Genomic DNA, 20,230 nt, shown 5'->3' with positions numbered 1-20,230 from the left:
GATAATATGCAAGATAAATTATGAGAAGCTATAAAGATGGTATATCAAGTATGCTGCCAGTTCTGAATCAATGGCGACATTGATTTAGAATCTGGCTCTATTTTTATAGACAATCGGAGTGAATGCAGATGGATATTCGAGATTTATTTGAGTTGGAAAATGATGCGACTTTCCAACAACTCAATCAGCAAGTAAATTCGTTCAATACATTAAAAATCTTAAAATTAGAAAACCATGAGATCCGTCATTCGAATATTTTAGCGTGGTTGCTAAACCCGAAAGAAAATCATAGTCTACAAGACTATTATTTACGTAAAATGATTGAACATCTTATATTAATAGATGAAAACATCAATAATCCACAATATGATAAAGTGAGTGAAATCCTGAACCATTCATTAATGGATAGTCACGTATATCGTGAAGTTAAAACAGATAAAAATCGATTCGTTGATTTGGTCATTGTGAACCAAAATTTGAAATCTATCTTTATCATTGAAAATAAATTTTATTCCACAGAATCGGAAAATCAATTAGATGATTATTTAAACTTCATCCAACATACATTTGAGGATTTTACAATAATCCCAATTTACTTAACGCTTGATGGGGAAGAACCTTCTAATAAACAATACTTTATGCTTTCTTATGAGCGAATCGAGTCGATTTTACAAACCATTCTTCTGCTGTATAAGGATCAATTGAGTGATAAGATTTACAAATTTATTGAAGATTACAACCAAATATTAAAGGAAAAATTTTATCCAAATCAGGATCAAATATTGCAGGCAATACATATATACCGAAATAATAAGCCTGCAATTGATGCGTTATTCGAAGAAACTTCTATGTTTAAAAAGCAATTGAAATATGAATCCGGATATCAATTTGAATTCATGATGAAATATAAAAATACAATCAATTATATTTTTAAACATGGACAAAATATCCTATCATATAGCTTTGAACAATTCATTCATCAACAGTTTGATGAAGAAGTTCTTTATAATGCACATCCAACTAGTCCGAATCTATTCCCACCTGAATGGAATCCTATTGGCGATATACATTTACGGGAACCAAATTATTGGTTAGGAAAGGGATTAATTGTTTGGTTTGAAAGGGCAAATGATAGTCGGCTACGTCTTATTGCTGAAATAGGGCCAATGGAATATGCTGGACGTATTTGGCTGCTGGAACAATTAGAAAAAGTAGGATTTTCATTTAAAGAGAATTCAAAATTAGAAAAAGCACGTTACACGCGATTTTTCTCTCAAAAGATTGATGTGAATAAGTGGAATGATATGGTCGAGCTAAGGCAAGCAATGGCGGATTTATATAATAGTTCGGAATTTGTTTTATTGCGAAAACAAGTAGCTGCCATTTTAAATAATGAAAATCCATTAAAAGAAGAAATAACAAAATCTATCGAAACTTCCCCATTAGATGGAATGAAAATACAAGTTCAAAATACATTTAAAAATTGGATGGAATCTAAAAATATTCCTGAAAATCATTATCGTGTGACTTCACGAAATCTATCATTTAAAATTCCTTTGTTTGATGCGTTCAAGGAGAAATTGGGAGAAACAAGAGAAAAATGGTGGTGGGATAATGGGCCATTTCTATTTTGGATGAATATTAACCCAGATTCCCTGTACTTTACGCTGGAAATTGGTCCAATTGAAGCAGATAAACGTCTACTTTTGATGGAAAATATTAAAGAAAAGGGTATTAAAGTTAGTAAAAAGGGACTTACACTAGAAGCCAAATATAATCGTATTCACTCTGAAACAATATCAATTGAAGGGTCAAATGAATCGGGGATCATGAATGCATTCGATGCTTTATATGAGAATAAGAATCTGCAGGAGATAATAGAAAAGCTTCAAATGATTTACGATGAAACAATTAGTAAAGTGGAATAAATATTGATTAACCATCTTTTCTTAAAAGAGCGCCCCTGTCGTCGATTTTCGGCACAGGGAGCGCTCTTTTTCTTCTTTTTACTAAAATTTTTTAAACAGGGTGTCCCATTTTCCTTTTAATCGATATGTACAAAATGAAAGGGTTTATTATTAGCAAAAGTTTCAAGAAAAGGGGAGAAACGTATTGAAATGTCGTGAGATTATTCCAGACCAAATCGTATATATTGGCAATCGCTTCATCAGCTTCCGCGAATGGAAGAAGGAACAAGAGAAGTTTCCTTGTTTGGTTGGGTTTCATGAGACGTAGTACCAAATGTTAGAGAGAAACCTTATCTGATACTTAGTTCGAAGACAGATTACTGCGTGTTATTGAATCATTTGATTTCTAAAGGCTTGGATATTTGAAAGGTAGGGGCTGTTTAAAAGTCAATTAACTTGACCTTCTAAACAGCCCCATGTGCTTACTTTAATTTATAATATTTAAATTGAAATGCGCCATTTTTATGGGTTAATGAGTAAACACCGCTTGGATAAGTATTAAAATCAAAATCCTTCGTTTTTGACTGAGCTAGCACCTTACCGTTTTTATTAAATTTACGTATATAGTAAGTGCTTTGAAAATTCGAATCCCTTTGGAAATAATTGATATAAATAGTTAAGCCGTTTGTTACCGAAAATATTTCTGGAGAATAATAATTATTTTCGTTTAATGTAAACGAACTAATGATCTTACCTTTTGGATTGAACCATATGACTTTATTATCACCGTCGATCATACAAAAATCATCATTTTTATTAAACATGGCATTACGTACGTAGAAGTCTTTTGATTTATTTTGCCATGTTAGCTTGCCTTTATTTGAATATACCTTTAAGTAGTAACCGTTTTTGTCATACATCTCTATGGCTACCGTTCCATTTGGGGAAAGAATGATCTCCTGAATTCCATTTCCTTTCGGCGCGGTCACTTTCCACATCAGTTTTTTATTGTTCATTACATATAAATCGTTATTAGTAACAAAGTAGAAGTTACCGTTTTTGGGATTAATCTCAAGGTTATTTATCTCGTTCTTAGTATTTAATTTATACGTCCAAAGGACTTTGCCGTTTTTGGGGTTGATTTTATCTATTTTTTTTCTAGACTGATCGGAAAAAAATAGATCGCCATTGTCTGTTGTGAATATTCCACCGTTGAGTAGGTTTTTATTAAACCATTCTACTTTTCCCTTTAAGTTAATTTTCTTTAGTCCCTTTTGTGAATTAATAATAATTCCGTTTTTATTTGCTAAAACTTGAGAAACACTTCCCAGACTTGCATCGTTTTCTTTTTCATAAATTTTTTTACCTTGTGAATTGTACACTAGGATTGAGTTATTCGAACTATTTGGTTTTTGATAATAATTCACTGTAGTATATCCACTTTCATTACTGTAAGGCCCAAACATATCAACAGCCTTGAATGATTTCGATGTCCATTTATGCTCAAGTGCAGGTGGATATGAAATAGCGTATGTATGGCCACCTATACTGATCATAAATAAAAATAATGTAGTCATAATGATTAATAGTTTCTTATACAAGCAAAATTCCCCTTACTCTTTTAAATTATCTGAATCCTTCCTTATAATACCACTAGCTAGGAAAAATTCCCTATGTTTTTATAAGAAATTTTATAATTATATAACCGTCGACTCGCAGAAATTTATGAAGCACGATGGATTGTTTCCATTTCATAATGTAATTGGTTTATCTTTAGCAAAGCTATATGCATCTGAACCATAGTTCGTAGTAGTTACAAATATCCCTTTAGTTGCACCTTCATTAACTAAAGTTCCATTATGTCAGTTTTTAAAGCTGAATGATGTATGCTTACTCATTTGTAATATTTACATAGAATTACACGGTTACAGTATAAGGGGAAAAATCTGAACTAGAGACACTATCATATTTTGCTGAAAGCATTGATTTATTACTTGAGTGAATTATCGAAATATATTGTAAATACGGAACGGTTAGAATATAATGAATTCGAAAAAGACCAATTTCCTAGATTACTAGTATACAAAGCCACGTTCTTCATGAGTAAGTATTAATCCTTGGTTCGTTCCTATCTGACCATTACTAGTAAGCAAATGTACTTTTGGCTGCTATCCGGTATTGGGGTGCTGCATAGCCTCGTTGCCTATATAATCTGGTTCTACTATCAGCTCATCTTACGAATAGCCTCTCCGTATTCAAGCCTCGTAGACTAATTGTTGTATCTCTCATTCATTCATGAATTTATTAAGTCGAAGTTATTTATAGGTGATTCATCATTATCTATTAAGCATCATACATAATCTATAACAAGGGGGCTTTTTTATGAAAGCTATAGTAAACTTTTCAGTTGGAAAAGGCAATGTGGAGCTGCAAGACGTCCCAATTCCAAAGATTGGTCCAAAAGATGTGTTAATGAAAGTTAAAGCGGTGGGGGTATGTGGAAGTGACCTTCATATGTATCATGACTCCCAAGGGTTTGAAGTGAAGCGACCCGTCATATTAGGTCATGAATTTTCGGGGGTTGTAGCTGATGTCGGAAAAGATGTAAAAAATATCAAAATAGGAGATAGGGTGGTCAGCGAAACACCATCATATGTATGTGAAACTTGTATCTATTGTAGAACTGGGGAATACAATTTGTGTCCGGAACGCAAAGGGTTTGGAGTGTTGGAAGATGGTGCAATGGCACAATATATTAAAACGAGGGAGTCAATTGTCCATCGAATTCCTTCAGAAGTTTCCTATGAAAAGGCGGCATTAACTGAACCAGCCTGTGTCGCTTATAATGCTGTGGCTCATCATTCTGAAATAAAACCAGGAGATCATGTTGTCATTTTTGGACCAGGACCTATAGGATTAATGTGCGTACAAATGGCTAAACTTTTTTCTCCTGCTTCATTGACTGTGGTAGGGATTGAGGCAGATATGAATCGCTTGGAACTTGCTAAAGATTTCGGTGCAGACAATATCATTAACGCCTCTAAACAAAATGTTGTCCAAGAAATCATGCAATTGGGTGATGGTTTTGGCCCTAATCTAGTGCTGGATGCCGTAGGAAATTCAACAACGCTAAGGCAAAGTATAGAAGTTGTTCGACCGGGGGGACAAATAACAAAGATTGGCTGGGGACCGGCACCTGTCGGTTTTTCACTTGACCCTTTAATACAAAAGGCGGCTAGACTACAAGGTTCATTTAGTCATAATTACCCGATGTGGGAGAAAGTATTATTGCTGATGGAGCAAGGGAAGATTGATCCTTTACCAATGGCTAAAGTGTATCCTATCGAGGATTGGGAAGACGCGTTCAAAGAGATGGACTCTTTATCACAAGCCAAATCTATTATCTTACCAAATTCATAAACTTATATTGAAAGGAATGAATGCAGTTGTCTATGGAACCCATTTTACAAATTTCGCTAGATTTAACAAGCACGAAAGAGGCATTGGAAATGGCAGAAGTTGCCGTAGAATCAGGAGTTGATTGGATTGAAGTCGGAACGCCATTATTATTAGCTGAAGGGCTTCATGCAGTATCTGCTTTAAGAGAAAGATTCCCAGATCATCCTATCGTTGCAGATTTAAAAACAATGGATGGTGGTTATTTGGAAACGGAGATGATGGCAAAAGCTGGCGCTACCCATGTTGTGGTCATGGCGGTTGCACATCCAGCTACGATTAGGGCAGTTGTAAAAGCAGCACGAGAATATGGTATCCAGGTAATGGGCGATATTATGGCGACTGAAGATCCAGTAGCTGCAGCAAAAATGCTAGAAGAAAATGGCGTCGATTATATCATTGTACATACAGGTTTTGATGAAAGAGGAGAAGATCCGGAGAGAAGCCCCTTCGATCATTTAGACGCAGTTTTTAAAGCGGTTACAATACCTATACAAGCTGTAGGTGGCTTAACGATTGAACAAGCAGCTGAAATGCCCAAAAATGGAGCTCCTTTAGTAGTAGTTGGCGCCCCTTTAGTAATCGATAAAAAAGAATTTAGCCCGAGCACGAATAAAGAAGATTTGAAAAAAATATTATCTGATTTGGTTCAGCAAGTAAAACAATCTAAATAAGGAGAGAAGTATGAGCAAACACCCCCGAATTTCAGTATTTCCAAAAGGGTATCTCGAAGAGTTGTCAGATGGCAGGATGGACATTTTTGAATGGATCGAACAAGCGGGTACTTTGGGAGCGGATGGATTGGAGCTGTACCCTTCATTCTTAAAAGATACGTCCGAAGAATATTTATTAAGTATAAAAAGAGCTGCAGAAAAAGAAAATTTAATCATTCCGATGATGTGCTCTTCTCCAGATTTTACACATCCAGATGCCTCATTCAGAGAAAATGAAATAAATAAAATGAAGAAAATGATCGATGTTATGCATTTCCTTGGACCAGGGGACTTCCAATCATGTAGGGTTCTTTCCGGTCAAAGGAGGCCGGAAGTATCTACAGAAGAAGGAATACAATGGACGGTTGATTCCATTAATGAACTGTTGCTATATGCAGAGAGTAAAAATGTGCACCTTGTGATGGAAAATCATTATAAGGATGGATTTTGGATTTATCCTGAATTTGCGCAGAAGTCAGAGGTTTTTCTTCAGATCATAAAACAAATATCATCTCCATATTTTGGAGTAAACTATGATCCGTCTAACGCCATTTTTGCAGGTGAAGATCCTATTGTTTTATTGAAGGAAGTGAAAAATAGACTGGTAACGGCCCATGCAAGTGATCGCTATTTGGCAGAAGGTTATTCATTAGAAGACATACAAAAGTATGTGAATGAAGGATATTCGGAGGCTCTTTCTCATGGTGTAATCGGCAAAGGATTAAATGATTATAATCAAATTTTTACCATCCTTAAATCTATTCATTTTGATGGGTGGATATCGATCGAGGATGGTGTCAATGGTCTTCATGAGTTAAAAGAATCTGTTGTTTTTTTACGAAAAATGATTAACAAGCATTATGCATTACTCAATTAAAATTATGAAAGATCCGATTCCCACCCCTTTTGCTGTATCTTCTTAAACTGGGGGGAACCAATACTTTGGATACCATCTTTCGTATCCACCATCATAGTACCTGCAATATAGTGGATACTAAGATTACCCTATAGGTAGACTTTTTCTAGAGGTCTACTCTATAGGACATTTTTTTCATACATGGGACTTTTACTTACGGCTAAAATTTCCGCCTTTGGCGAAGTGATTACTCCAACATTTGCAATTGCCTGTACCACCATTTTTCTTATTTCGTTTTTAGATATTCCGTCCATGCCGTAATGCCACCTTCCAAAACAGCAACATTGTAGTTGTGCGCAGATAAAACGTTCGCACATTTTGTGGCGGAATTTCCAGTTGTACATGTCACGATGATTTCTTTGTCTTTTGGTAAGGATTCATTAGCCAGATTTTCAGTCTCCTCGAGATTAAAGATTTCTTCTTTATGTATATTGTAACTATCGACATTGGAGCCAACTATATGAAAATCATGATACTTTTCCTCAGCTCTTACGTCTAAAAGGATTACCTTTTCTTGTGCATTCATTTTTTGAAATAATTCCCCGGGTGTAATCACCTTTATATTCATGCTACCATTCTCCTTTTAAGAAAGACTTCCTGGAATAGTTAAAACTAACCCCGTCCCGTTTTCATTTTCCTCTATATCCAATGTTAAGATATCGGTGCCTGTTACGCTTGGATCAAATGCCACTTGAATCCCTTTTATCGTTTGAATGCGGTCAAATTCATGTGGTTCATCTATTGCTAAAGCAATTTGGGGTCCAGCACTGGCACTTGGAGCGGTATATAAACGAATTCCTACTACCCCCGATCTTTCCAATAATTGCTTTGCGTCATCAGTTATGTACATTATTTTCTCCTCCCAAAACATCTACAATATAACATTCATCCGTTCTATGGGGTCCAAACATGTATCTCAATCAGTTTAAGTGTAGTTAATGACTTTCCATTAGCCTCAATGATTTCTGGGATTCAGTCGTGGACAAGTTTGTTATAGATAGGCATTTGTATTCTCCTTACATAGTATTGCTATTATTTTATCAAAGATGGATTGTATTGGTTATAATCATGCGATGGAAGGAAGAAATATATTGAAGTTGCCTAATTTCAATATAAATCCAAATCCACGAAATCCTCCGAGTATCCTATTATGACTTCAATTTCCTCTGGAATATATTCTGTTTCAAGGAAGTAAGCAGTAATCCTTGCATGACCTTCCAACACAACAATCCTTGCTTTTTCATTGGCAGAAATAAAAATCATTTTTGGGAAGGTATAACCTTGCTTAATGTCTAAATGTATATCTTTGAAGCCATCATTACTCACACCAAAGACTTCAATGCCATTTTGTATATTCTTGGCTGCATTTATTGCAAGTCTGGAGTTACCTGATAGTTCATTCCAATAACTATAATTAATATACATAACAGAACAAAGGTCCTTACGGGAAAATATTGCTTTATGCCAAATGACTTCGGGAGGGAAGTTTTCAAAAAGTTCAGTGTTATTACCGTAGCCTCTTACTTTTCCAAGTAACCTTTTCCTAAATTGATTTTGAGTAGCATCTGTTATATCAGGGTTAGTAATTATCTCAGGTCCAACGCCCCCAAGAGCATTTTTAATTTTATCTCCGAATCTTTTTGAGTTGATTTCTGCTTTCAAAAACTCGGCTACGACCTCGTCATCAGAAATTCGCTGTAACAACCTCATATTAATCCCACCTTCAATCTATATGTAATTCACCTAAAAATAGGTATATCACCAGAAATAAAAATGCAGATATTTATGCCTTATTATGGTTAATTGACCAAAAGAATAACTCTAAGACATCTGTTCTAACCAAAATTAACATCTAGAAACAAACTAGCAACAACAGATCTGTTGTTGCTAGCCCACCCCATCAAGTGAATCCCATTTATAGGCATATCCTCATTTTCCTCCACCATCAAACCGATGCTCCGCCAACATCGTCACAATTTGATTTTGAATCTCAGACATTGATCCTCTGATAAAATTATTTATCATGATGGAAAAAATAAGTTCTTCATCATCTTCTGATGTGACGTATCCTGACAGAGTGCTTACCCCATCTATCGATCCCGTTTTTGCGTGCACTTTTCCGTTTGCTGCGCTCTCAGCCATTCGATAGCCTAGAGTTCCGCTGCCAAAGCGACCATATTCTCCTACTGCTGGCAGAGACTTTTCAAAAATTGAAAACCAATCTTTTTTCTGGATTTCATATAACATCCTCGTCAGTTCATTCGGAGGAATCAAATTGCTATGAGATAAGCCTGATCCATCTTCAATGTATACATTATTCCGATCCACACCGAATTTTGCAATGGTTTCTCCGATTACTTTCAGGCCAACATTCCAACTGCCTTCACCGTAAATCACTTTCCCCATTTCTTTCGTTAGTGTCTCACCTTGGATATTATTGCTTAATTTCATAAAAGGTAATAATAATTCTTCCAATCTCATTGATTTTTTGGAAGTTAACATTTGCGCGCCTTCAGGTGTTTTGTCTACCTTCATATTGACGGCATCACTTAATTTAATTCCTTGTTCCTCTAACGACTTTTTAAAAACATCCAATGCATAGCCAGTCGGCTCCCATACGGAAAGGATTTCCCCTGAGCTTTTTCCTTCAAGAGGAATCGTTCCTTCAATGATGATTTGGTTCGTACCATGTAACCGATCAACACTCAGCGTATTCGTTTCTCCCGTATTTCCGGTTTTCGCTTTATTAATGATTTCTAAATAATCCGTTTCTGGTTTCAAAATCACATTTGGACTATCACCATTTTTAGCGCCAGGAGCGATTTCTATAAGAACAGTTCCTGCATCAAAATCATCGTTCGGTGATAAAGTAAGTGCTGAAATTTGCGCACCGTAATAATTATTTTCGTTCGACACATTCAACCCTTGTGAATGGCGCACATCGTCATACCACCGATCATCTCCAATTAAATCACCATTGATTTGATAGATACCTTTACTTTTTAGATCACGGGCAAACTGATCGAAGTCTGACTTTCTTAGGGTTGGATCCCCTTTTCCTTTTAAATATACATTTCCATCCAGCACCCGATTCTTTACTTTTCCATCCGTTAATACTTCTGTTTTGAATTGATACCCAGGCCCAAGCGTTTCCAATGCAACAGCCGCCGTAATCATTTTCAAATTAGAAGCAGGCCGTAAACGTATATCACCGAAATTCGAATAAATCAGATCTCCGTCACTTGCTTTTCTAATACTAACACCCGTTACAGCCCCTTCAAGACGAGGATCTTGTAAGATTACTTCGATTTTCTTTGATAGCGATTTGGACTCTTTCACTTCTTCAGGCAATACAACCGCAGCAATCGCCAATCTTTTCTCACTCAATGTGATTAGCCGTAATGTAGGTAACTTATTTACGACTACTGGGGTGTCTGATTTTGCCATGGATTGAGTTCCGGGAATGAAAAGAAGAACTGCTAGTAAGATGCTAATTTTCATAGCTATGTTATATTTAGAAAAATATCCTGCCATATTGAACCCCTGTTATATGTATTTTTTCCTATAAGATATCTTTTGATAAATATAATACCAAAGTCTGCAAGAAATTACTTAGCCTCATCTAAATTTTCTGAATTAAATCTGCGTCAAAAGTGGCAAAAAGACGTTTATATAAAAAAGCTCCCGTACTCTATCCAGAGTTAGGAGCTTCAAGCACTCAAGCTAAAATGTTTTCTATTTTTTCAACTACATCCGCTGAAAGTTCTAACTTCGCACCCTCAACATTTGCTTCAATTTGTTCCGGACGGCTTGCTCCTACAAGTGCGCTTGCAACATTCGGCTGTCTCAATACCCATGCGAGGGCTAAGGCAGGAAGGGTTGTGTCGATTTCTTTTGCGATTGCAGCTAATTTTTCAACTTTAGCAAAATTGGTTTCGCTAAAATAATTTGTGACAGAAGAATTGATTTCATCATTGGCAGCACGACTATCTTCTGGAACACTTCCACTCTTATATTTTCCAGTCAACATTCCTTGACCGAGCGGTGAGTAGACAACTTGGGAAATACCGTATTTTTCAGAAACAGGAATGACTTCTTTTTCAATATTGCGACTCAACATATTATAAAGTGGCTGATTCACAACGATGCGATCGAGTAAATATTTATCTGCGATTCCAACTGCTTCTTCAATTTGGGCTGCACTCCACTCACTGACTCCTGCATAGAGGATTTTTCCTTGGCGAATGAGGTCGTCAATGACGCGCAATGTTTCATCAACGGGAGTTTCTTTATCGTACCTGTGGCAATAAAAGACATCGACATAATCTAAATCTAACCGTTTGAGGCTGTTATGTACTTGCTCGAAGATGTGTTTACGGGAAAGACCGCGGTCATTTGGTCCATCTCCCATCGGTCCAAACGCTTTCGTCGTGATCACGTAAGATTCACGCGGATACTCCTTCAAAGCCTTACCCATTACTTTTTCAGCTTCACCACGCTCATACACGTTGGCGGAATCAAAAAAGTTTATTCCAAGTTCATACGCTTTATGGATTGTCTTTTCGGCCGTATTATCCTCAACCGATTTACCATAGGTGAGCCAACTGCCTAAACTGATTTCGCTTACTTTTAAACCTGAACGTCCTAATCGGCGATATTTCATTTCGTTAACTCCTTTCATCTTTCTGAATATTTTGTATCTATCATTTAACAAAACATTAATTCTGTCAACTAATCACTCTTACAATCTACGAATTTACAATCTCTCTAAGAGAGGAGTGTTTTGTGTAGGATTCGTTATTCAATAGTGATTACATATGGTGATGTTACTGGAGTTACTGCGCCATCTTGCGGTGTACCAGTAGGTTTGCATTTTGTTTTCACTGGAGCGAATAGTTAGTTGAACATGATGCAAAGCGGAACCCTAGAAATGCTCCATAAACTGAAAAAAAATAAGCCCGCACCCTTACATGCTGACCGTCGGTTCATTCCGTAGTGCAAACCGTTTTTTCTCTCTTGTTAATTTTGATATTCATTAGGGACATTAGGGTCATCCCCCATTTCACTAGAAAATACATCAGTAGTATACTAAATGCAAGTACGAAAAATGGAGTCTCATATGACGTGATTTTTATGCTTCAAATCTAACAAGGCGTGCTGGCACGATAAAGAAGGAGAAATAAGAGGCTGTCCAAAAGTTAACACTTGGACAGCCTCTTATTATGGAACAATAACGAACCCCAACACCAGCCTAAAATTACAATAATCATATTACAAAATTCGGGGCGTGCCTGTCACTCCTCGGATTTTGTCGTATATGGAGAGCTTTTGTTTAGTTATTTATTAAAGCTATAATTCCTTCTTCATCATCTAACTGGAGCTCGATTCCGGCGTATGGGTCTTCGTTCATAAATTCATCAAGCCATAACCGGAGAGCTTCGATTAAGTTTGCGGTAATGAGCACTTGCTTTCGGCCGTCTACAAAAGCTTCCGCAGAAAAGCCGTAATCATCGTCATACATCAGTTCTACTTCAACCTCTTCGGGCTTGACTTGCTTTTTGCGAGAAACATAAACGCAAACGGCGTTGATAATATCTTGCTCAGAAATGATTAGCCTCTCCATGGATTAATATCCTCTTTTTTCTTTTTTTCATTGAAAAAGGCGAAAATTTTACGAATGACTGAGATTAAAATCATAATGGCCGCAATATTGATGATAAATCCGAGAATTGAACCTAATTCCCCCATGTTTGCAAATAGACCACCAAATAAAAGTCCAGCTAGTCCACCAAACATAAGGCCTTTCATAAGACCACCTGACATCAAACCGCCTTTGTTATTGGTAGTTGTCGTAGATTTATTATTTGTTGTATTCGATTCTTGCTTTTTCTTCTGGAAATTCGAATTGTTGTTGACCTTACTATTATTCATATTAAAACTTTTCTTACCTGACTTGTAACCTTTTGCCTCGACAGTCGTTGAATGATCTTGGAAAACGAAGCTTCCAACAGGTGATAATAGAAGCACTGTCGCAAGTAAAGCTGCTAGTAGTTTTTTCAATTACAATTCCCTCCGTGTATGTATCTTGGATGAGTGAGTATCTTTTCTCCACCATTCTTAATTATACGATGTAAAGCATAGTAAGTTTCACTTTTTCATGTGACCAATTTCTTACTATTTCTAAGTTGACAATTTAACTATATGAGCTGTAGCTGGACAAGCGCCTGTTACCCCCCCCCCGAAATTTATTGAATGGCATTCAACAACCACCACTCGATTTTTGTCGAATGGTTTCGATTTATCTTTATTTTTTAAAAATAATGCTTGATTTTAGGTAGGTTATCATATAGACTTAAAAACTATTAAAGTGGTATGGTTTTTGCGAAGTGTGAAGCCGGTAGTTTCCATTTGTTCTTGCACATTAAATAGTCAGAATAATCCATGTATTTTTTCAGTGACTGACAGTTGTATCCTTTTTCTTTTTTTTAGTAGTACCTGTCAGACAGGTAAGACAAGATAATTCCCTATAGGAGGTGGACGAAAGTTGGCGGAAAAGGTCAGTACGCTTGTAACAGATTATATTACGCAAGAAATTAAAAATGGAAAATATCAGATAGGTGATAAATTGCCTTCTGAAAGGGAATTAACGGAAATCCTCAGTGTTGGAAGATCATCTGTAAGAGAGGCTTTAAGCACACTTGTTGATATGGGTGTATTAGAAAAAAGGATGGGAATCGGTGTATTCGTGAAAACGACCGAATTAAATCATTTGGTCGATTCTTATGTCGTTTCTGCTTTAATGGATACAAACTTATCAAAGGAATTATTGGAATTTCGATTAATGCTCGAAATGGCCATTGCCGGGAAAGCCGCGGAAAAGGCAACAGAGCAGGATTTAATGAAGATGGAAAAAGCATTGGACATGCATAGGAAAGCGATCGAATGTGATCAACCAACATTAAAGCCTGACGAGCTTTTCCATAAAGCCATTGTAACGTCCACGCAAAATAGCATTTTAGTGAAGGTGTATGAATATATTTCTGATTTACTCCATTCCTTTAAACTTGAAATGTTAAAGGTAGAAAAGAAACATATTAGTTTAGATCACCATTGGAAGATTTTCGAAGCCATCAAAAATGGCAATGAAGAAGATGCTAAAGAAGCGATGAAGGAACACTTGATAGAAGTAAGTAAAAGGTATGAAGATATTGGAAATTAAGAACTACTATCGAAATCTTAATCGTTTTTTTACATAAATAAAGGCTGTTTTCATAAGGGTTGTTTAGCTGTTCTTATGAAGGTAGTAGCTCTTTTCTCAGCAGAATGTTTCATATTTGAGATGCAAATCAATCACTTATTAAAAAATTTATATGAAATATCAACAATGTTTGAGAAAAGAGCTTAAATAAAACATATTTTTGGAGGAAGAAAATGAAGAAATTACTTTTATTATTTGTAGTTTCAATTTTCGCAATTATCACTACAGCTTGCGGAAATGATGCTTCAACAGGAAGCAAAGAAACGAAAACATCAGGATCGAAAACGAAGTTAGAGTCAAAAGATACATTAGTCATTGGGCTTGACGATGATCCACCCCAACTAGACCCACATATGTCATCAGCAGCGGTAGACCGTCAAACATTCCAAAGTTTGTACAACAAACTTGTAGATGTGGATGAGAATTTAGACATTATCCCTGAACTTGCAAAAGAATGGAAAATCACTGATGAAGGAAAAACGTATACATTTAAATTACAAGAAAACGTCGTCTTTCACGATGGCACACCGTTCAATGCAGAAGCAGTAAAATTTAATTTTGAGCGGATGTTAGATCCAGATATGGGATCTCCAAGAAAATCCGAGATTGCCTCAGTTTCAGAAGTAAATGTAAAAGGCGATTATGAAATAGAAATTAAACTGAAAGAACCATATGCACCATTTTTAGCAGCACTTACTGATCGTGCTGGAATGATGGTTTCCCCAACTGCAGTCAAAGAATCAGGTAAGGATTTTGCAAATAAACCAGTTGGAACAGGTCCATATCAACTGGAGGAAAGAGTAACACAAAGTCATATTAACTTAACAAGATTCGAAGATTACTGGCGCGAGGAACCGAAAATTAAAAAAATCGTCATCAAACCATTTTCTGATGCAGATGTACGCGTAACGAATCTTGTTTCAGGTGATTTAGATATTATTAATAAAGTAGCTTACAAAGATTTGGAAGATTTACGTAATAATGAAAATATTACTTTATTAGAAAAAGACTCCCTCATGTTCCAAGGGATCCAGCTAAATACGAAAGTTGCACCATTTGATAATAAAAAAGTTCGTCAAGCACTTAACTATGCGATTGACCGTGAAGCCATTACAAAAGTAGTTTTCCATGGTGGTGCTGTCCCTGCAATCAGTGCTTTCCCATCATCAAGTTGGGCAAGTCCAGATATGGAAGTCCCTAAAGTAGATGTTGAAAAAGCGAAAGCATTACTGAAAGAATCTGGTGTCGGAAAAGTTAGCTTTACATTAAAAATTACTCCAAAGCCTGAAGAACAACAAATCGCTCAAATGCTGCAGTCAATGCTAAAAGCTGCTGACATTGACATGGAGATTGAAATGGTTGAATTCGGAACATTGCTTGAACAACAAGACAATGGAGAATTTACTGCCCTTCGTCTTGGGTGGAGTGGACGTACTGACCCGGATGGAAACATTTATTCATGGTTCTATACGGATGCTCCACTGAACAAATCTTTCTATTCTGACGCGAAAGTAGACGAGTTGTTAACAAACGCAAGAATTAATTCTGATCAAGAAGAACGTGCGAAATTATATAAAGAAGTATCTGAAATCTTATTTGAAGATGCTCCATACATTTTCCTATATCACGAAAAAGACTATAAAGCGATGAAGAAAAATGTAAAAGGATTTAATCATATTTCAGATACGATGATTCGTACAGAAACAATGTATTTTGAATAAGCTGTTTTCTCAGCAGGTTCAAATCAATCTCTTATTATTAAAATTTATATGAAATAGCAACAATGTTTGAGAAAAGAGCTTTGAATAAGCTGTCTTCGTTAAGTTTGTTGTTATGTAAAAGCCCAAAAGCCGGCTTTTACACCTAACAATGAAGTATAGCTGCTCTTATGAAATTGGTAGCTCTTTTCTCAGCAGAATGATTCATTTTTGAGGTTCAAACAATCTCTTATTATAAAAATTTATATGAAATAGGAACAATATTTGAGAAAAGAGCCTTTGAATAAGAAAAAACGGATAAAGTGTTGCGCTTTGTGCAACACTTTATCCCATTTGAAAATGGAGGTGTAGAGGTGTTTTCGTTTTTGATTCGAAGAATTGGTCTCATGTTCGTCATCTTATTTTTAGTAAGTATTATGATATTTTCTTTAGTAAATGTATTGCCAGGTGATCCGGCAAGGCTTATTCTCGGCCAGGAAGCTACACCTGAAGCATTGGAAGCTTTACGAGTGGAAATGGGATTAAATGATCCTTTAGTAGTTCAATATTTTCATTGGATTTCAAATCTAATCCAAGGTGATTTCGGAAATTCTGTCAAAGATAATACGGCTGTGGCGGATATTTTAATCGCAAAAATTCCCGTTACCCTTCAACTCACAATCATGTCATTTATCATTGCCCTCTTGATTGCTTTACCAGCAGGTATTATTAGTGCAACGAGAAAAGGAACGCTTTGGGATTACTCAGGTACTTTCTTTGCGCTTTCAGGGGTTTCGTTGCCACCATTCTGGCTCGGAATTCTATTAATTTATATTTTTGCAGTGACATTAGGATGGCTGCCGCCTTCAGGTTATGTTTCGATGAAAGAAGATTTTGTAAGAAGTCTGACGCTCATGATCTTACCAGCCATCACCATTGGTATTCGCCTCTCTGCTGAATTAACGCGGATGCTACGTTCGAGTTTATTGGAAGTTTTACATGCCGACTATATTCGTACAGGTTATGCAAAAGGATTGTTAGAAGGTGCTGTCATCTTCAAACATGCTTTAAAAAATGCCTTAATACCAGTAATCACGGTTAGTGGTTTGCAAATGGCAACATTTTTAGGTGGAGCTGTCATTACAGAGACGATTTTCGCTGTACCAGGAATCGGGCAATTAATTGTAAAATCGATTCTTTCTCGGGATTTCCCAGTAGTTCAAGGGGCGGTTATGTTTATGGCTTTTGCAGTTATCATTATTAACTTTTTAGTAGATATTGCATATTCCATCCTAGATCCAAGAATTAAGCTGACTGGGGGGACAAAATAATGGCGCAAAATCTTACTGTGAAAAATCAAGAAATACAAATCCAAGGAAAAGTTGAAAACCCCCGGGTAAAAATGTTTAAGACCATGATGGGCCGGTTGTTTCAAAATAAATTAGCGGTTGTCGGTGGTATTTTTACTTTTTTACTTATTTTTATGGCGCTATTTTCTCAATATATTGCTCCATATGAACCAACCGAACAAAACTATGAATTGATTATGAGTCCTCCAAGTGCGGATCATTGGTTTGGAACAGATGAACTTGGAAGAGATATTTTTAGTAGAGTTATATACGGTGCAAAAGTTTCTCTGCAAGCTGGGTTAATTTCAGTTGGTATCGCCCTTGCAGTTGGAATTCCAATCGGATTGATATCCGGGTATTATCGCGGTTTTTGGGACGAATATGTGATTATGCGGATTACAGATGCGATGCTAGCCTTCCCGCCACTTGTTTTGGCACTATCACTTGCCGCTGTTTTAGGAGCAGGACTTAAGAATGCAATGATTGCAATCGGGATCGTATTGACACCGAACTTTATCCGCTTGATTCGAGCGGAAGTTCTTGCCCATCGTGAACGTGAATATGTAGAAGCGGGCCGGGCAACGGGATTAAGAGATTGGAGAATATTATTACATCATATTTTACCGAACACGATGGCACCCATCATGGTTCAAGCAACATTAGCAATTGCCGGAGCCATTATTTCTGAAGCCTCTTTAAGTTATCTCGGTCTCGGTACGCAGCCGCCAACACCAAGCTGGGGGTCGATGCTCGCTGCTGGCCAAGGTTATTTAGAGCTTGCTCCATGGATGGCGCTTTTCCCAGGTGTCTTTATATTCCTTACAGTTATGTCGATCAATTTATTTGGTGACGGCATTCGAGATATGTTAGATCCGAAATTAAAATAATTGTACGAAGTGTTAGATAGGAGTGCTCATATGACTACTACCCAACTTGAAGTGAAAAATTTACATGTCGGGTTTAAAAGTAAAAAAGGATTTACAACGATACTAAACGGTGTTGATTTTACAGTGAAAAAGGGAGAAACCCTCTGTATTGTTGGTGAATCTGGCTGCGGTAAAAGTTTAACATCTTTATCGATTATGGGACTTTTGCCAAAGACGGGACAAATTAGTGAAGGTCAAATTTTATTTAACGGAGAAGACTTGTCGACAAAGAACCAAAAGGAAATGAGTAAAATTCGCGGGAAAGAAATCTCGATGATTTTCCAAGAACCGATGACATCATTAAATCCCGTTCAAACCGTTGGAAAGCAAATAGAAGAAGTCGTAAGAATCCATCAAAAGGTCGGGAAAAAAGAAGCGCGTGAGAAAGCGATCGATATGCTTCGTCTCGTAGGAATTCCCGCACCAGAAAAAAGGATTGATAACTATCCGCATGAAATGAGTGGTGGGATGCGTCAGCGCGTCATGATCGCAATGGCGCTTACGTGTAACCCGAAGCTTTTAATTGCCGATGAGCCGACAACCGCTTTAGACGTAACGATTCAAGCGCAAATCCTTGAACTAATGGACCGCTTAAAAACAGAACTCGATATGTCCATCATGATGATTACTCATGATTTAGGCGTCGTGTCAGAGATTGCCGACCGAGTATTGGTTATGTATGCAGGCAAGGTCGTTGAATACAGTGACGTAAAAACATTGTTTAAAAAACCGAAACATCCGTATACACAAGGATTGATTGAATCGATTCCTAAATTAAATGAAGAACAAGATGAACTGCCAATTATTAAAGGATCTGTTCCAAGCCCTGAAAATATGCCGAAAGGATGCCGTTTTTCCACGAGATGTAAATTTGCTGCTCCAGCATGTTTTGAAAAATTACCGGAGTTAGTCGGTGAGGAAGGGCATAAAGTAAGTTGTTGGATGTATACAGATGAGTGGGAAAAGATGACGAATCACGGAGGTGAAGCAGGTAATGTTAGCCAAAGAGAAACAACAGCAGCAGCAGCAGCAGCAGCAGCCCCTACTGGAAGTTAAAGGGTTAAAAAAATACTTTTCCACGGGTGGAACTGGTTTTTTAAACAAAAATAAAAAATATGTCAAAGCTGTTGATGATTTATCTTTTTACGTCAATGAAGGTGAGACGCTAGGAATCGTTGGTGAATCCGGCTGTGGAAAATCAACGATGGGAAGAGCGATCCTTCAGCTCCAAAAGCCGACAGAAGGACAAGTATTGTTTCAAGGAAAAGATATTAGTAAATTTAATGCCAAACAAATTAGGGAGCTACGAAAAGATATTCAAATTATCTTCCAGGACCCATTTGGCTCATTGAACCAAAGAATGACCGTTGGTTCCATGTTAAGTGAAATTGTTAGAGTGCATAAAATTGTTCCGAAAAAAGAGGAGCTAAAGTATATTCAACAGCTTTTACAAGATGTTGGTTTAAATCCCGAGCATTACTGGCGCTATCCCCATGAATTCAGTGGCGGACAAAGACAAAGGATTAGCATTGCTAGGGCGCTCGCCGTTCAGCCGAAACTAATTGTGTGTGATGAAGCAGTTTCTGCATTGGATGTTTCCGTTCAAGCCCAAGTATTAAACTTATTGCAAAAATTAAAGAACGACTATCATTTAACGTATATTTTCATCTCGCATGATTTATCTGTTGTAAAACATATAAGTGACCGAGTTGGAGTCATGTACTTAGGCAAAATGATGGAACTTTCAAATAAGCATATGATGTATGAAAATCCACTTCATCCATATACAAAAGCGTTATTTTCCGCGATTCCAGAAGTAACGACCGAAGGAAAAAAGCAGCGGGTGATCTTAAAAGGGGACGTTCCTAGCCCACTCGATATTCCTACAGGTTGTTGTTTCCATACACGTTGCCCTTTAGCGACGGATAAATGTAAAATGGAAATGCCGGAGTTTAGGGAAGCAGAGAAAGGACATTTTGTCGCCTGCCATTATGCGGGAGTATGATTA

At 36.9% G+C, this 20,230-nt stretch carries 19 protein-coding genes and 1 pseudogene; 11 read left to right on the top strand and 9 right to left on the bottom strand.

Annotation, left to right across the window (positions count from 1 at the left end; translation table 11 throughout):
• The first annotated feature begins 128 nt into the window (after positions 1-128).
• Both KHA93_RS16855 and KHA93_RS23590 read left to right on the top strand, forming a co-directional pair.
• On the top strand, positions 129-1,928 hold the full coding sequence (locus KHA93_RS16855) for a PDDEXK-like family protein (RefSeq protein WP_213111797.1): 1,800 nt from the start codon (positions 129-131) through the stop codon (positions 1,926-1,928).
• A 184-nt stretch (positions 1,929-2,112) separates the two neighbouring features.
• Positions 2,113-2,235 (top strand): hypothetical protein, encoded by a 123-nt coding sequence (locus tag KHA93_RS23590; RefSeq protein ID WP_267917520.1) that lies wholly within the window; start codon positions 2,113-2,115, stop codon positions 2,233-2,235.
• Between the two features lie 154 nt (positions 2,236-2,389).
• Here KHA93_RS23590 and KHA93_RS16850 read toward each other — a convergent pair whose 3' ends face one another.
• Both KHA93_RS16850 and KHA93_RS23585 read right to left on the bottom strand, forming a co-directional pair.
• Positions 2,390-3,484 carry a YncE family protein gene (locus tag KHA93_RS16850; protein WP_213111796.1) on the bottom strand — a complete coding sequence of 365 codons (1,095 nt, stop codon included), beginning with the start codon at positions 3,482-3,484 and terminating at the stop codon, positions 2,390-2,392.
• Between the two features lie 174 nt (positions 3,485-3,658).
• Positions 3,659-3,751, bottom strand: a pseudogene (locus KHA93_RS23585) (restriction endonuclease); the annotation flags it as partial.
• 538 nt (positions 3,752-4,289) lie between these two features.
• Between KHA93_RS23585 and KHA93_RS16840 the strand changes: the two are divergent.
• Genes KHA93_RS16840 through KHA93_RS16830 form a run of 3 tightly spaced genes read left to right on the top strand, consistent with a single transcriptional unit; the run spans position 4,290 to position 6,953 of the window.
• Positions 4,290-5,327 (top strand): zinc-binding dehydrogenase, encoded by a 1,038-nt coding sequence (locus KHA93_RS16840; RefSeq protein ID WP_213111795.1) that lies wholly within the window; start codon positions 4,290-4,292, stop codon positions 5,325-5,327.
• 32 nt (positions 5,328-5,359) lie between these two features.
• The gene (locus KHA93_RS16835; protein ID WP_213111794.1) at positions 5,360-6,037 is read left to right on the top strand and encodes an orotidine 5'-phosphate decarboxylase / HUMPS family protein; all 678 of its coding nucleotides are present in this window, start codon (positions 5,360-5,362) and stop codon (positions 6,035-6,037) included.
• A 10-nt stretch (positions 6,038-6,047) separates the two neighbouring features.
• Positions 6,048-6,953, top strand: coding sequence for a sugar phosphate isomerase/epimerase family protein (locus KHA93_RS16830; RefSeq protein WP_213111793.1), 906 nt, complete (start codon positions 6,048-6,050; stop codon positions 6,951-6,953).
• Positions 6,954-7,218: 265 nt separating this feature from the next.
• Here KHA93_RS16830 and KHA93_RS16825 read toward each other — a convergent pair whose 3' ends face one another.
• The 7 genes from KHA93_RS16825 to KHA93_RS16795 form a co-directional block, all read right to left on the bottom strand.
• On the bottom strand, positions 7,219-7,560 hold the full coding sequence (locus tag KHA93_RS16825) for a rhodanese-like domain-containing protein (RefSeq protein ID WP_213111792.1): 342 nt from the start codon (positions 7,558-7,560) through the stop codon (positions 7,219-7,221).
• A gap of 15 nt (positions 7,561-7,575) precedes the next feature.
• Positions 7,576-7,842, bottom strand: a complete 267-nt coding sequence (locus KHA93_RS16820; RefSeq protein WP_213111791.1) for an adhesin — start codon at positions 7,840-7,842, stop codon at positions 7,576-7,578.
• A gap of 257 nt (positions 7,843-8,099) precedes the next feature.
• A complete protein-coding gene (locus tag KHA93_RS16815) occupies positions 8,100-8,702 on the bottom strand; it encodes a hypothetical protein (RefSeq protein ID WP_213111790.1) in 603 nt (200 codons plus the stop codon).
• Between the two features lie 219 nt (positions 8,703-8,921).
• A complete protein-coding gene (gene dacB, locus KHA93_RS16810) occupies positions 8,922-10,493 on the bottom strand; it encodes a D-alanyl-D-alanine carboxypeptidase/D-alanyl-D-alanine endopeptidase (RefSeq protein WP_233711207.1) in 1,572 nt (523 codons plus the stop codon).
• A gap of 217 nt (positions 10,494-10,710) precedes the next feature.
• A complete protein-coding gene (locus KHA93_RS16805; RefSeq protein ID WP_213111789.1) occupies positions 10,711-11,655 on the bottom strand; it encodes an aldo/keto reductase family protein in 945 nt (314 codons plus the stop codon).
• A gap of 669 nt (positions 11,656-12,324) precedes the next feature.
• Complete coding sequence (locus KHA93_RS16800) at positions 12,325-12,615, bottom strand: YxcD family protein (protein WP_213111788.1); 291 nt, start codon at positions 12,613-12,615, stop codon at positions 12,325-12,327.
• Positions 12,603-13,052, bottom strand: coding sequence for a hypothetical protein (locus KHA93_RS16795; protein ID WP_213111787.1), 450 nt, complete (start codon positions 13,050-13,052; stop codon positions 12,603-12,605). Before KHA93_RS16795 ends, KHA93_RS16800 begins: the two co-directional genes overlap by 13 nt.
• Before the next feature lie 484 nt (positions 13,053-13,536).
• Here KHA93_RS16795 and KHA93_RS16790 point away from each other — a divergent pair, with 484 nt between their 5' ends.
• The 6 genes from KHA93_RS16790 to KHA93_RS16765 all read left to right on the top strand — a co-directional run bounded on the left by KHA93_RS16790 (position 13,537) and on the right by KHA93_RS16765 (position 20,227).
• Positions 13,537-14,211, top strand: a complete 675-nt coding sequence (locus tag KHA93_RS16790; protein ID WP_233711206.1) for a FadR/GntR family transcriptional regulator — start codon at positions 13,537-13,539, stop codon at positions 14,209-14,211.
• 212 nt (positions 14,212-14,423) lie between these two features.
• Complete coding sequence (locus KHA93_RS16785; RefSeq protein ID WP_213111786.1) at positions 14,424-15,971, top strand: ABC transporter substrate-binding protein; 1,548 nt, start codon at positions 14,424-14,426, stop codon at positions 15,969-15,971.
• Between the two features lie 302 nt (positions 15,972-16,273).
• Positions 16,274-17,278: an ABC transporter permease gene (locus tag KHA93_RS16780; protein WP_267917519.1), complete on the top strand. Its 1,005-nt coding sequence runs from the start codon at positions 16,274-16,276 to the stop codon at positions 17,276-17,278.
• On the top strand, positions 17,278-18,183 hold the full coding sequence (locus tag KHA93_RS16775) for an ABC transporter permease (protein ID WP_213111785.1): 906 nt from the start codon (positions 17,278-17,280) through the stop codon (positions 18,181-18,183). Before KHA93_RS16780 ends, KHA93_RS16775 begins: the two co-directional genes overlap by 1 nt.
• A 30-nt stretch (positions 18,184-18,213) precedes the next feature.
• The gene (locus tag KHA93_RS16770; protein ID WP_213111784.1) at positions 18,214-19,278 is read left to right on the top strand and encodes an ABC transporter ATP-binding protein; all 1,065 of its coding nucleotides are present in this window, start codon (positions 18,214-18,216) and stop codon (positions 19,276-19,278) included.
• Complete coding sequence (locus tag KHA93_RS16765) at positions 19,217-20,227, top strand: ABC transporter ATP-binding protein (protein ID WP_213111783.1); 1,011 nt, start codon at positions 19,217-19,219, stop codon at positions 20,225-20,227. The genes KHA93_RS16770 and KHA93_RS16765 overlap by 62 nt, the downstream gene beginning before the upstream one ends.
• Positions 20,228-20,230 lie beyond the last annotated feature (3 nt).

The organism is Lederbergia citrisecunda, assembly GCF_018343695.1.
In the GTDB taxonomy this organism is placed as follows: Bacteria; Bacillota; Bacilli; order Bacillales; family Bacillaceae_C; genus Lederbergia; species Lederbergia citrisecunda.
This window is presented reverse-complemented; position numbering and strand designations above follow the sequence as displayed.